The sequence below is a fragment of the Martinezella lusitana genome, assembly GCF_014207095.1.
GTDB classification, from domain to species: domain Bacteria; phylum Pseudomonadota; class Alphaproteobacteria; order Rhizobiales; family Rhizobiaceae; genus Rhizobium; species Rhizobium lusitanum_B.
This window is the reverse complement of sequence record NZ_JACHBG010000002.1, coordinates 626,320-639,463: the sequence shown is the minus strand read 5'-3', so window position 1 is coordinate 639,463 and position 13,144 is coordinate 626,320. Positions and strand designations below refer to the sequence as shown.

Annotated in this window: 12 protein-coding genes; 10 read left to right on the top strand and 2 right to left on the bottom strand. The window is 61.1% G+C overall.

The window, feature by feature from the left end; genetic code table 11:
• Window positions 1–129: 129 nt before the first annotated feature.
• Genes GGD46_RS07610 through GGD46_RS07590 form a run of 5 tightly spaced genes read left to right on the top strand, consistent with a single transcriptional unit; the run spans window position 130 to window position 7,414 of the window.
• Window positions 130–1,143 (top strand): MoxR family ATPase, encoded by a 1,014-nt coding sequence (locus tag GGD46_RS07610; protein ID WP_184703114.1) that lies wholly within the window; start codon window positions 130–132, stop codon window positions 1,141–1,143.
• A gap of 26 nt (window positions 1,144–1,169) precedes the next feature.
• A complete protein-coding gene (locus GGD46_RS07605) occupies window positions 1,170–2,090 on the top strand; it encodes a DUF58 domain-containing protein (RefSeq protein WP_184703113.1) in 921 nt (306 codons plus the stop codon).
• Complete coding sequence (locus GGD46_RS07600) at window positions 2,087–4,906, top strand: DUF4159 domain-containing protein (RefSeq protein WP_184703112.1); 2,820 nt, start codon at window positions 2,087–2,089, stop codon at window positions 4,904–4,906. Before GGD46_RS07605 ends, GGD46_RS07600 begins: the two co-directional genes overlap by 4 nt.
• A gap of 1 nt (window position 4,907) precedes the next feature.
• Window positions 4,908–6,983, top strand: coding sequence for a hypothetical protein (locus tag GGD46_RS07595; RefSeq protein ID WP_184703111.1), 2,076 nt, complete (start codon window positions 4,908–4,910; stop codon window positions 6,981–6,983).
• Between the two features lie 5 nt (window positions 6,984–6,988).
• Entirely contained in the window at window positions 6,989–7,414 is a 426-nt protein-coding gene (locus GGD46_RS07590) for a GNAT family N-acetyltransferase (protein ID WP_184703241.1), read from the top strand.
• Between the two features lie 37 nt (window positions 7,415–7,451).
• Here the strand turns inward: GGD46_RS07590 and GGD46_RS07585 are convergent, their stop codons facing one another.
• A complete protein-coding gene (locus GGD46_RS07585) occupies window positions 7,452–8,015 on the bottom strand; it encodes a GNAT family N-acetyltransferase (RefSeq protein WP_184703110.1) in 564 nt (187 codons plus the stop codon).
• 355 nt (window positions 8,016–8,370) lie between these two features.
• Between GGD46_RS07585 and GGD46_RS07580 the strand changes: the two genes are divergently transcribed.
• The gene (locus GGD46_RS07580; protein ID WP_184703109.1) at window positions 8,371–9,360 is read left to right on the top strand and encodes a glutathione S-transferase family protein; all 990 of its coding nucleotides are present in this window, start codon (window positions 8,371–8,373) and stop codon (window positions 9,358–9,360) included.
• 44 nt (window positions 9,361–9,404) lie between these two features.
• On the opposite strand, the gene GGD46_RS07575 is transcribed toward GGD46_RS07580, so the two are convergent.
• Window positions 9,405–9,896, bottom strand: coding sequence for an NUDIX domain-containing protein (locus tag GGD46_RS07575; protein ID WP_184703108.1), 492 nt, complete (start codon window positions 9,894–9,896; stop codon window positions 9,405–9,407).
• 50 nt (window positions 9,897–9,946) lie between these two features.
• Between GGD46_RS07575 and GGD46_RS07570 the strand changes: the two genes are divergently transcribed.
• From GGD46_RS07570 to GGD46_RS07555, 4 genes are all read left to right on the top strand, one after another.
• Entirely contained in the window at window positions 9,947–10,885 is a 939-nt protein-coding gene (locus tag GGD46_RS07570; RefSeq protein WP_184703107.1) for a metallophosphoesterase family protein, read from the top strand.
• Window positions 10,886–10,976: 91 nt separating this feature from the next.
• On the top strand, window positions 10,977–11,543 hold the full coding sequence (locus GGD46_RS07565; protein ID WP_184703106.1) for a hypothetical protein: 567 nt from the start codon (window positions 10,977–10,979) through the stop codon (window positions 11,541–11,543).
• A 207-nt stretch (window positions 11,544–11,750) separates the two neighbouring features.
• Complete coding sequence (locus tag GGD46_RS07560; RefSeq protein WP_184703105.1) at window positions 11,751–12,263, top strand: RNA polymerase sigma factor; 513 nt, start codon at window positions 11,751–11,753, stop codon at window positions 12,261–12,263.
• Between the two features lie 3 nt (window positions 12,264–12,266).
• A complete protein-coding gene (locus tag GGD46_RS07555; RefSeq protein ID WP_184703104.1) occupies window positions 12,267–13,109 on the top strand; it encodes an anti-sigma factor in 843 nt (280 codons plus the stop codon).
• Window positions 13,110–13,144: the final 35 nt, after the last annotated feature.

The window sequence follows — 13,144 nt, the reverse complement described above, 5'->3', positions numbered from 1 at the left end:
TTTCTCACGAGATAGTCATTCGAAACGCGCTTGTCAGCCATGTTCGTGGCGATAAGCTGTATTGATTATGGGGCAAATGTGTAAGGTCTGCGAATCGCGCGCACCGTTTTTCTGCCACTGGAGACGCAAATGGGCATGATCAAATCGACCGAAACGAACCTCGACGAGCAGGCCATCATCGCTGCAGCCGAAAAGGCGCTGGGCGATATTGCCGCCGTTCGCCAGGAGGTTTCGAAGGTCATTTTCGGTCAGGAAAGCGTGGTGGAGAATACCCTGCTTGCCGTGCTCGCCGGCGGTCATGCCCTGCTGGTCGGCGTGCCGGGTCTTGCGAAGACGAAGCTCGTTACCACGCTCGGCGCAGTCCTCGGCCTTGCCTCCAATCGCGTGCAGTTTACGCCGGATCTGATGCCTTCGGACATTCTCGGCTCCGAAGTCATGGACCAGGATGAAACCGGCCGCCGCTCCTTCCGCTTCGTCAAAGGTCCGGTCTTCGCGCAATTGCTGATGGCCGACGAAATCAACCGCGCCTCGCCGCGCACGCAGTCGGCGCTGCTGCAGTCGATGCAGGAATATCACGTCACCATCGCCGGCCAGCGCTACGATCTGCCCGCGCCCTTCCATGTGCTCGCGACCCAGAATCCGCTCGAGCAGGAAGGCACCTACCCACTGCCGGAAGCCCAGCTCGACCGCTTCCTCCTGCAGGTCGATGTCGGCTATCCGGAACTTGCCGATGAGCGCCGCATCCTGCTCGAAACCACAGGCCTGAGCGAAGCGACGCCGCAGGCCGTCATCGATGCTGCGCGCCTGCTGGAGATCCAGCAGCTGATCCGCCAGATGCCCGTCAGTGACGGCGTGGTCGATGCCATCCTGTCTCTCGTACGTTCCGCCCGTCCCGGCCAGGGCAATGCCTCGACCGACAAGCATGTCGCCTGGGGTCCCGGCCCGCGCGCAGGCCAGGCCATGATGCTTTGCGCCCGTGCTCGCGCGCTGTATGAAGGCCGCCTTGCACCGTCGATCGACGACGTGCATGCGCTTGCAGAACCGGTGCTCGAGCATCGCATGGCGCTGACCTTTGCTGCCCGCGCCGAAGGCATGTCCGTGCGCGATGTCATTGCAGGGCTGGTAAAGCAGTCGAGAACCTAAGCCGGATGTCGAGGAGAGTATAGCGCGTGGCATCCATCGGACAGATCGCCGGACCGACTTCGGGCAATGATGCGCTCTCCCGAGCCCGCAGCCGCGCCGCTCTCGTGCCGGATTGCCTTGTCGAAGCCAAGCGCATCGCCAATACCGTGATTGCCGGCTGGCACGGCCGGCGCAAACGGGGCATCGGCGAGAATTTCTGGCAGTTTCGCCCCTATACCGAAGGCGAGAGCCTTTCGCGCATCGACTGGCGACGCTCGGCCCGCGACGATCATACCTATATCCGCGATCATGAGTGGGAGGCCGCTCACACGATCTGGCTTTGGGCGGACCTCTCGCCATCCATGATGTACAAATCGACCTACGGCCACGTTTCCAAGGAAGGTCGTGCCCTGGTCATCATGCTGGCGCTTGCCGAGATCCTTTCCCGTTCGGGCGAACGGATCGGTTGCCCCGGTGTCATGGAGCCGGTTTCAACCCGCAATGCGGCCGAACGATTGGCTGCGGCCCTGATGCATACGCCGCTCGAAGGCGGTCTGCCGCAGACGGCGATGATCCGTGGCTGGAGTGATATCGTGCTCATCGGCGATTTTCTTGATGATGCCGACAGCGTCATGGGCAGGATCGGGCCGCTGGCACGTCGCGGACTGCGCGGCCACGTCATCGAGGTCGCAGATCCGGCCGAGGAAATCTTCCCCTATAACGGCCGCACCGAGTTCAGCGATCCTGAAACCGGCTCGAAGCTGATGGCCGGTCGCGCCGAAAACCTGCGCGAGGATTATCAGCGCGCTTATCTCGCCCGCCGCGAAAATCTCGGCCAATCGCTGCGCCATCTCGGCTGGACCTTCATCAGCCATCGCACCGATCACCTGGCGTCGGAAGCGCTGGTGGCCGTGCACATGTATCTTTCCGGCATGCCTGCACGAGCAGCGTCGGGAGGGCAGCCATGAGCGGACTTTCCTTCGCATTCGCTTCGCCGGCCATCCTCGCCGCTCTGATCCTTCTTCCCGCAATCTGGTGGCTTCTGCGGCTGACGCCGCCGCAGCCGCGTGCCGAAGTCTTCCCGCCGCTGCGAATTCTGGCGTCCATCCTCAAGCGAGAGGAAACGCCGGCGCGCAGCCCCTGGTGGCTGACGCTGCTGCGTATGCTGCTCGCCGCCCTGGTGATCCTCGCCATCGCCAATCCGATGTTCAATCCGCGGACAAATACCCTGTCGAGCGGCGGCCCGCTGGTCCTGATGATCGACAACAGCTGGGCAAGCACGTCGGACTGGGATCGCCGTGTCCGAACCACAGATGCTTTGATCGACGATGCCGATGCCAAAGGCATTCCGGTATCGATCGCCTTTACCGCCGAGCAGAGCAACGACGCGACGCCGAGCGCCGCGACTGCCGCCCGCGACAAGCTTCATGCGATGAATCCGAGGCCGCTGGTGCCTGACAGGCAGAGAGCTGCCGACGCCGTCAAGGCCGCGCTCAATGGCAGCAAGCCTGGAACGATCGCTTTCATCTCCGATGGTATCGAGGCGAAGGAAAAGGACGATATCGTCAGCCGGCTTGCCGCCCTCCAGCCAAGCGAACTGCGGCTGATCGAGGGCAATGGCAACGACATTCTCGCAATCACCGGCGCCTCCAACAACGTCAACGACATGAGCGTCACTGCGACACGGTTGAATGGAGCCAGCCCGCTCCACCTGCAACTGACGGCGCAGGACAATCAAGGCCGGCCGATCGCTGCCGGAGCGCTGAATTTTGCCAGCGGCCAGACCGTCGCAACCGGCTCCATCACCGCTCCCTTCGAGATGCGCAACGATTTCGCCCGCATCGGTGTCGACCGCTATGCCAATGCCGGCACCGTTCACCTGCTCGACGACGGCTTCCGCCGCCGCCGCGTGGCGCTGCTCTCGGGCCAGGCGGCCGACGAATTCCAGCCGATCCTGTCGCCGCTCTATTATATACAGCGCGCCCTGCAGCCCTACGCCGATCTGATCCAGCCCAGCAGCGCGGATCTGGCGAAGGCCATCCCGCAATTGCTGGCCGGCAACCCCTCCATGATCATCATGGCCGATGTCGGTCGCCTGCCGCAGGAAACCTACGCTCCGCTGCAGCGCTGGATCCAGAACGGCGGCACGCTGATCCGTTTCGCAGGCCCGCGCCTTGCCGCAGCTCCTGCTGATGATCCGCTCGTCCCCGTGACATTGCGACAGGGAGAGCGCACCTTTGGCGGCGCGCTCTCATGGGCCGAACCGCAGCCACTGGCCGACTTTCCCTCCTTTGGTCCATTCGCAGGTATGCCGAAGCCGACCAATGTGCTGATCAAGCGGCAGGTTCTGGCCGAACCGACGCCGGACCTTGCCGAGCGCACCTGGGCAAGCCTTGCCGATGGGACGCCACTCGTCACGGAAAAGCAGATGCAGGCCGGCCGCGTCGTGCTCTTCCACGTCAGCGCCGAGCCGCAATGGTCGGATCTGCCGATTTCCGGCGATTTCGTCGAAATGCTGCGCCGCATCGTCCAGCTGTCTCGCTCGGGCGGCGTCAACTCGGCGGAGACTGCGGCCAAGACAGCTGAAGCAATGCCGCCATACCGGCTTCTGACGGCCAAGGGCGTTCTGACCAGCGAAATCGGCAGCGCCCGCCCACTGGAGCGCAGTGTCAAGGGCGCACCCGCCGCCAGTTTCGACAATCCGCCCGGCCTGTACGGCTCCGAAGAGGGCTTTACCGCCGTCAACGTCCTCGGCCCCGGCACGGCGCTGAAGCCACTGGACGCGGCAGCCGGAACGGTCCTGCGCGAAGGCCTTATTGGTGGCGAAGCATGGTCTGCCAAGCCGGTCCTCTTCACCCTCGCCTTCCTCACCCTTCTGGCGGATAGCCTGATCGTGCTTTTCATGAACGGCGTCTTTTCACGCTTCGGCAGATCGGCAAAAACGGCTGCCGGTGGCGCCGCAATGCTGTTACTGGCTCTTTCCGTCGCAACGTTCCTGCATCCTGCCAATGCCCTAGCAGACGATACGAAGCCGGGCGACGACACCATTTATTCGCGGCTCGACAAGACGCATCTAGCCTACGTCGTCACGGGCGAGTCCGAGGTCGACCGTGTTTCCGAACGCGGCCTTGCTGGCCTTTCGGACTATCTGACCTACCGCACGACGTTGGAACCGGGCCCCCCGGTTGGGCTGGATCCGGCGAAGGACGAGCTCGCCTTCTATCCGCTGATCTACTGGCCGATATCGGCGACGGCGCCGATGCCGTCCAACGACGCGATCAACCGCATCGACGCCTATATGCGCAATGGCGGCACTGTGCTTTTCGATACGCGCGATGCCATCAACACGATGGGCGATACCTCATCGCCGGGACCGAACGGCCAGCGGCTGCAGCAGATCCTCGCCAATCTTGACATTCCCGCACTGGAGCCGGTACCGGCAGGTCATGTGCTCACCAAATCCTTCTATTTGCTCTCGAGCTTTCCCGGCCGTTATGCCGATAGCCCTCTCTGGGTGGAAGCGCGCCAGGATAGCCGCCGCGACAGCAATGCGGTCGCCTCATCGGACGGCGTGACGCCGATCATGATCACGGGGAACGACTTCGCCGGCGCATGGGCGATCGACCAGAACGGCTCGCCATTGCTGCCGACCGTTCCACCGGACGAGACCCAGCGCGAATATGCCTACCGCAGCGGCGTCAACATCATGATGTATATGCTGACCGGCAACTATAAGTCGGACCAGGTGCACGTCGGCGACATTTTGCAACGGTTGGGGCAGTGAGATGAATATCGGTTTTGCCCCCTTCCTGCCCTGGCCGGTGCTATCGGCCCTCGCGGTGGTGACGCTTGCCATCGCAGCACTTGCGATCTACCGACGCCTGCGCGGCAGCTGGATCCGTGCGCTTGCTGGCCTAGCGCTGCTGATCGCACTCGCCAATCCCGTGCTGATGCAGGAAGACCGCGACCAGCTGACGACGATCGTCCCTGTCATCATCGACCGAAGCCTCAGCCAGCAGACGCCCGAGCGCACCAAGATGACGGATGATGCGCTGGCCATGCTGAAGGACCGGCTGGCGCAGTTCCCGCGCATTGAGCCGCGCTTCGTCGATGTGCGGGACCCTGCCGAGTCGGACTCGCCGTCGACGCGGCTGTTCACGGCCCTCTCCTCCGCCATTGCCGATGTGCCGCCCGCCCGCATCGGCGCCGCGATCTTCCTGACCGACGGACAGATCCACGACATCCCGGGCGTGAACCAGCAGCTCGGCTTCGACGCACCGATCCATGGCCTGATCACCGGCAAGCCCGATGAATTCGATCGCCGCATCGAAATCGTGCGCGCGCCGCGCTTCGGCATTGTCAATAATGATGAGCAGCAGCTCATCTTCCATGTCGTGGACGATGGCAAGAGCCCAGGTGGCCTCGCCGATGTCACCATCAAGATGAACGGCGACGAGATCGCCACTCTGCAGGCGACGCCCGGCCAGGATACGCCCTTCAGCTTCAAGGTGCCGCGTGCCGGCAACAACGTCCTCGAATTCTCCGTCGCGGAAGTCCCCGGCGAAGTCACGCCGACCAACAACCGCACGGTTCAGCTGATAGAAGGCATCCGCCAGAACATGCGCGTCCTGCTGGTTTCGGGCGAGCCGCACGCAGGCGAACGCGCCTGGCGTAACCTGTTGAAGTCGGATCCATCTGTCGACCTCGTGCACTTCACTATTCTTCGCCCGCCGGATAAGCAGGACGGCACGCCGATCAACGAACTGTCGCTGATCGCCTTCCCGACACGCGAACTCTTCGTCGACAAGATCAGCTCTTTCGACCTGATTATCTTCGACCGTTACCAGGACCGTCAGAACGTCCTGCCGACGATCTATTATGATTACATGGCGCAGTACGTCGAAAATGGCGGGGCGTTGCTCGTGGCCGCCGGTCCCGAACACGCGGCCGGCAACTCGATCGCGCTGACGCCGCTCGCCTCGGTTCTGCCCGCAGAGCCGACGGGCCAGATGATCGAGAAACCCTTCTATCCTCGCCTCTCTGACCAGGGCCGCAAGCACCCGGTGACGCGCGGCCTGGACGGATCGGACACCGAGCCACCGCATTGGGGACGCTGGTTCCGCACCGTCGATGTCGAAAAGCCCCAGGGCCAAACCGTCATGGTCGGCGCAGACAGCAGTCCATTGCTGGTGCTCAATCGCGTCGGCCAGGGTCGCGTCGCCATGCTGCTCTCCGATGAAGGTTGGCTGTGGGCGCGTGGCTTCGAAGGAGGCGGTCCGCATGTGTCGCTCTATCGCCGCATAGCCCATTGGCTGTTGAAGGAACCAGCTCTGGAGGAGGAAGCGCTGACGGCGAATGCTTCCGGCCGCACGCTGCAAGTGACACGTCAGACGGTCGGGGACGATCCCGGCGCTGCCACCATCAAGTCGCCCTCCGGAAAGACGCTGACTTTGCCTTTGAAGCAAGCGCAGCCCGGCCTCTATCAGGCTCAGAAGCATATGGACGAGATCGGCCTCTACCAGATCAGCGATGGCAATCTTTCGACGCTGGTGCATATCGGCGCCATCGACGCTCCTGAGTTCAAGGCGATGATCTCGACCACCGAAACGCTGAAGCCGCTGGTGCAAAAGACCAAGGGCCTTGTCGCCCGTGTCGCAAGCGCCAATGGCGGCGTCACGGTCCCGCAGATCCTGCCGGTTCGCGGCGCAGTGCGCGTCGCAGACGGCCAGCGACTAACCGTCCGCATGACCGACGAAACCGTGCTCAAGGGGATCAACACCTTGCCCCTGTTCGCAGGCTTTGCCGGCCTTGCCCTACTCCTCTTTGCCTTCTCGGCCACATGGTGGCGTGAAGGACGGTAAACATGATGACAGAATTCGATATTACGGACGCCCCCTCCGACGCCGACCTCGCTGCGATCAGCCAAGGCCTGACAGCCTTCAATGCCGCCGATATCGGCGCATCGCAACGCAGGGCGCTGGCCGTGCTCATCCGAGACGACGAAGGCAACACCATCGGCGGAATCTCCGGCTATACGGGCTGGGGATGGCTGTTCACGCAATGGCTGTTCGTGCCCGACACCCTGCGCGGCCAGGGTATGGCAGGCAAGCTGCTCGATGCGGCGGAAGCCGAAGCAGCAGCTCGCGGCTGTTTCGCGGCGTGGATCGATACCTTCAATCCACAGGCGCTACGCGCCTATCAGCGCCAGGGCTATACGATCTTCGGCGAGTTGCCGGATTTTCCGGTCGGCCGCAGCCGTTTCTTCCTGCAGAAAAAGCTACCGCAGCGCTGAACCCAGCACGGCGATCATCGCCCATCTATCGCGGATCTTAAATCGCGATCGCCGTCAAAGGCTCGATCTCGTCGAAATCCTCGTCCTCGACAGTCAGGGTATCATCCCGCCAGGCGATGGTGCCCTGCAGCCGCTCATGCGTGTCGGCGACAATCGGCACCACCAGAACACGGTTCGGATCGACCGGCCCCGGAAACGCCAGAGCATTATAGGCGACCTTTTCGAAGCCGAGCGGACAATAGTAAGGCGGATCGCCGACGAGGATGACAGCCTCCGACCCTTTCCGCTTGGCCGCTTCAACAGCAATCCGCACGAGTTCGCGGCCGATGCCTTTATTCTTGTGCGATGGCCGAACCGCAAGCGGTCCAAGCAGGTGCCCTTTGACGGTGCCGGCGAGCACGGGCGTCATCCGCACCGATGCAATCGTCTCGCCGTCATCGGCGCAGATGAAGGAAAGCGACAGATCATGCGGTCCCTGTTCGCGAATCCGCGCTGCGGCACGGGTAAACCGGCCGGGACCAAATGCTTCTTCGTTGATGATTTCGATGGCAGCGTCGTGCGACGCATCCTCAGTGAGGTAGATCAGATCGTGCTTGTACATTAGACCAAGAAAACCGGATAGACAGACGGAATTGTTCTCGAAGGCGCTCGTGGAGCGTTCGGGATCATCGGCGTCGTCGCAGGCTTCTGGTTACTTTCATGACAAGTGGTCCTCAAAGTGTGACAAGCCCGATAGCAGGAAATATCCAGCACGTCCAATGCAAAATGCATGCTGCCATCAGTTGATGCAAGATCGTGTCCGCATGATGACAGCAGCGTAAAATACCGGCCTCTCGCATGCGTCTATATCGTAGATTGCGGTGGCTACGCAGTGTTCATCGTTTATCAGCTCGAAATTCCGCTGCTATGACGTATCTTCCGCACCATCCTCTCTAGAATTCCGAAAGGGCAGAACAATGGGCATGTTGGTAGACGGCATCTGGCACGATGTCTGGTACGACACCAAAGAAACGAAGGGCCATTTCAAGCGCGCCGCCTCGCAATTCCGCAACTGGATTACCCCTGACGGAGCGGCCGGCCCGACCGGAACCGGCGGTTTCAAGGCTGAAGCCGGGCGTTACCATCTCTACGTTTCGCTTGCGTGCCCTTGGGCACATCGCACCTTGATCTTCCGCAAGCTGAAGAAGCTGGAAGATCTGATCTCGGTCTCGATCGTCGATCCCCTGATGCTGGAAAAAGGCTGGGAATTCAAGGGAACGGACGGCGGAACGATCGATCCTCTTTTCGGAGCGAAAACGCTCTGGGAGGTCTACGTCAAGGCCGATCCGCATTATTCCGGCCGGGTGACGGTTCCCGTTCTCTGGGACAAGCAGACCGGTACGATCGTCAACAACGAATCAGCCGAAATCATCCGCATGTTCAATAGCGCCTTCGACGAATTGACCGGCTCGCGCGAGGATTTCTATCCCGCCAATCTGCGCGCCGAAATCGATGCCCTGAACAGCGTCGTCTACGACACTGTCAACAACGGCGTCTACAAGGCCGGGTTTGCGACGACACAGGAAGCCTATGAGGACGGTGCCCGCAGCCTTTTCGAAACGCTCGATATGCTCGACAAGAGGCTATCGACGCAGCGCTACCTGTTTAGCGAACGTCTGACCGAAGCGGATTGGCGGCTCTTCACAACGCTGGTTCGCTTCGATGCTGTTTATGTCGGCCATTTCAAGTGCAACATCCGCCGCATTGCCGACTATGCGAACCTCTCCGCATATCTTCGTGATCTTTATCAGATCGCCGGCGTGGCGGAGACCGTGAACCTCGCTCACATCAAGAACCATTACTATCGCAGCCACAGGACAATCAACCCGACAGGCATCGTTCCGATCGGCCCCGAACTGGATTTCCATCGCCCGCATGGCCGGGACCGGCTCGCAAAGGCGGCTTGATCGGGAAACAGGGACATCCCGCCGTCGAATGCGACCAGGCGGGATTACCAATAGTTGGAAGGGCGCGCGGTTCCTTCCAGCTCTTCCAGCCGGCGAAACGTCGCATTGGTCGTCCCCGGCGGGAGTGCATCGCGCGGGAAGAAACCGCTCTCGACGATTTCGCGGTCCGGTTTGCGCGGCGCAGTCTGCGTCACCTCGACACGATAGAAGACGACGTGATCGCGCTTGCTGGTGCGATTGTTGAAATAGACGTGGAAGAGCTGTGGCTCGCCCGAGATCACCAGATTGCCTTCCTCACGCAATTCCTTCTCAAGCGCCTGCTCCACCGTCTCGTGGCGCTCGACGCCGCCGCCGGGCATGTGCCAGCCGGCAATGTAGGAATGGCGCACCAGAAAGATCCGCCCTTCAGCGTCAAAACATGCAGCACGCACGCCCAGAGTCATGCTTCGGGTCAACGCGAAATAGACGTGCAGAGCCCGGCCAAACAGCTTCGCCCATACGCTACTCTTTTCGTCTCGTGCAATCTTGTCGTTCATGCGCAAACCGTAACGCCCCACCCCTTATTCAAACCGGCGATCTATTTGTTTTGGCAGTAGAGTGGGCTATGTCTCACCCCATGTTCAAGCTCGCGCACATTTCCGACGTCCATCTAGGCCCCCTGCCACGCCTTTCGATCAGAGAGCTCGCCTCCAAACGCATTACCGGATTTGTGAACTGGCACCGAAACCGACGCAAGCATCTTTTTGGCAATACGCTGGATCTGCTTCTGGACGATATCAAGGCGAAAGAGGCAGATCATCTGGCGGTGACGGGCGATCTCGTCAACCTTGCAAGCGGTATCGAAATCGAGACGGCCGCCGCTTGGCTGAAAACGGTCGGCGATCCCTTGCACACCTCTGTCGTTCCCGGCAATCACGACGCCTATGTGCCCGGATCCTACGAGAGGGCCATGCGTGCATGGTATCCCTATGTCAAAGGCGACCGCGCCCCCGCAGAGTGGCAGGAGGATCGGCATGTCTTTCCCTACCTGCGGATTCGGGATCAGGTTGCGCTGATCGGCTGCTCGACCGCCGTCGCCACCCCACCCTTCGCCGCCAGCGGATTTTATTCTGCCCGTCAAGCGCGCGAGACAGTCAACATGCTCCGCGCCGCCGGCGATGCCGGGCTCTTTCGCGTCGTCATGATCCACCATCCACCGATCCGCGGCGCCACTAGCTTCTACAAGCGTATGATCGGCATTCGTCGCTTTGCAGCAGCCATCTCGACTGGCGGCGCCGAGCTGGTTCTTCATGGCCATACCCACCTGAATACCCTGCACTGGCTGCGTAGCCACAACGGCCCGGTCCCGGTTGTGGGAATTGCTTCTGCGTCACAGAATGTCGGCGGCTTCAAACCTCCCGCCGCCTACAACCTCTTCTCGATCGCCGGCCGGCCTGGTTCCTGGGAGTTGAGTGCCGAACGCTACAGCATCAATGCCGATGGCGACGGCGTGAACGCCACTGGCATCGATATTCTGGCCTCATAATTCGCCTCTCGCGGCCTTCGGTTGCGTGGTTGCGGTAGCGTTTTCCAAGATGCCGCGCTACAATTGAAGCCTCGGAATCCTGGAGGATGGCATGGGTCACAAAGTCGCTGCGAAAAACTCCGCAATGAGCGCTCTGGTTGCGGGGGTCATGCTTGCTTCCAGCCTGCAGGCTCTTGCCGCCGGCTCGGAAAGTGATGAAACGGCCCCGCCGCCGAAGAGCAAGACCATGACCAAGTGCACCGACGGCAAGGTATGGGATAAGGACAAGAAGGAATGCGTAAAGCCGAAGGAAAGCGGCTTCAACGATGACCAGTTGTTTCAAGCCGCGCGGGAATTCGCTTATGCCGGTCAATACGACAATGCCATTACGGTCCTGAAGCTTGCCAAGGACCAGAATGATCCCCGGATCCTCAACTACCTCGGCTATTCCAATCGCAAGGCCGGCCGCATGGAGCTTGGCATGAGCTACTATCGCAAGGCCCTGCAGCATGATGCAAACTACATTCTGGCGCGCTCCTATATGGGGCAGGCCCTGCTCGAACAGGGCGATGTTCAGGGTGCGCGCGTCCAGCTCGTGGAAATTCGTGATCGCGGCGGCGAAAACACCTGGGCCTACCGCTCGTTGCTGCAATCGCTCAAGGGCCATGTCGTTTATTGAGGAGTGATCCATGGCGTTTTGGCGCATCACCGACACAATGACGGGCACGCACGCAGGCGTTTTTGAAGGCTTGCGAAGCAGCACGAAAATGGTTCATACCAACACAGGACGATCATTCCATTCGCATCGCCTTTCCCAAGGGAAAGGCCCAGGGGTGCGGGAAGAGATCGGCTACGCGACAACCTCCAACCTCTCTTCGGAAGACCAATGCCCACGCCGGTAGCTGCCATCGATATCAGACGAGATCTGGTCGGTCTTCTTCCAAAGCTCCGCCGTTTCGCGATAACGCTGACCGGCGACCTGACGGAGGCCGATGAACTCGTCCAGGGCATCTGTCAGCGCGGCATCGCCAAGTTCCATCTGTGGAATGGCGTCGGCAAGCTGGAAAGCTGGCTCTACACGATGGCCCGGAACCAATGGATCGATGAAGCCCGGCGCCACAAGATGCGCTCAACTGCTAAGGGCAATGCCCTTGAGCAGGGCGAATTGGCATCCGGCCTGCATCCAAATCCTGTGGAAGCCGGAGAAGCGCATCGCTTGGTCACATCTTTGCCCGAAGGACTTGCCAGTGTCTTCCTGCTGGTCGATGTCGAAGGGCACAACTACAAGCAGGCAGCCGATATTCTCGGCATCCCCCTGTCGGCATTGACGTCGCGGCTCTCCAGCGCCCGCCTCTATCTCGCCGCTCAAGGTCACAGCCGCTCGTCTCGAAGGTTTTAAGCATTGCAGGACATGAAGAAATTGCCGCTCGAAATTCGCCTGTCCGCCTTCATGGACGGCGAAATGAGCCGTGACGAAAAGGAAGAGCTGGAAAAACTGATCGCCTCCGATCCAGAAGCACGGCGGATTCTCGATGAACTGAGGCACGGCTCAGACGTTGGGCGCAAGGCTTTCGACGAGGTTCTGAAGGAACCGGTGCCACTGGCACTGGTGCGATCGATCAAAAGCGCACAGCCTCCGAAGTCACGCGACGCCTCCCCTCGCCTCGCGCGCCCCTCGTTCAAGCTCGCGCCAACGGGCAGGCAGTCGCTTGCCGCAGCCCTCATCCTGTTCGTGCTCGGCGGCGGCATCGGCTATCTCTTCGGCATGCAGCCGGCGGATGTCCCCGCAGCCACGCCTCTTACTCCGGCGCAAGCGACGATGCGCAATTGGCTCGACGACATCGCGGCATACCATCGCATCTATTCGCGGCAACCGCGCCACATGGTCGAGATGCAAGCCAGCGAGCTGGATGAAATCAGCAAATGGCTGTCGGGCACGGTCGGCGTCAAATTCAACTTTCCGGACCTCGCCGCTGACGGGCTGGTCTTTCAAGGCGCGCGCATGTTCATCGCCGGCGGCAAGCCGGTGGGTCAGCTGATCTACAAGAACCTCGACGGTGATGTCGTCGCCGTCTGCTTTACCAGGACCGAGGGCGTGGCAAACAACAGCAATTTCGACGAAACCATCAAGGACGACGTCAGCATTGTCTCCTGGTACCGCGATGGTGCGACCTACGCCGTCGTCGGCCCATCCTCGGATGCCATGCTCGACCAGATCGCCAAGAGGGTATCCTCGGAAATCTGATAGAGCGTGATGCCGAAAAGTATAGGCGGTTTTCG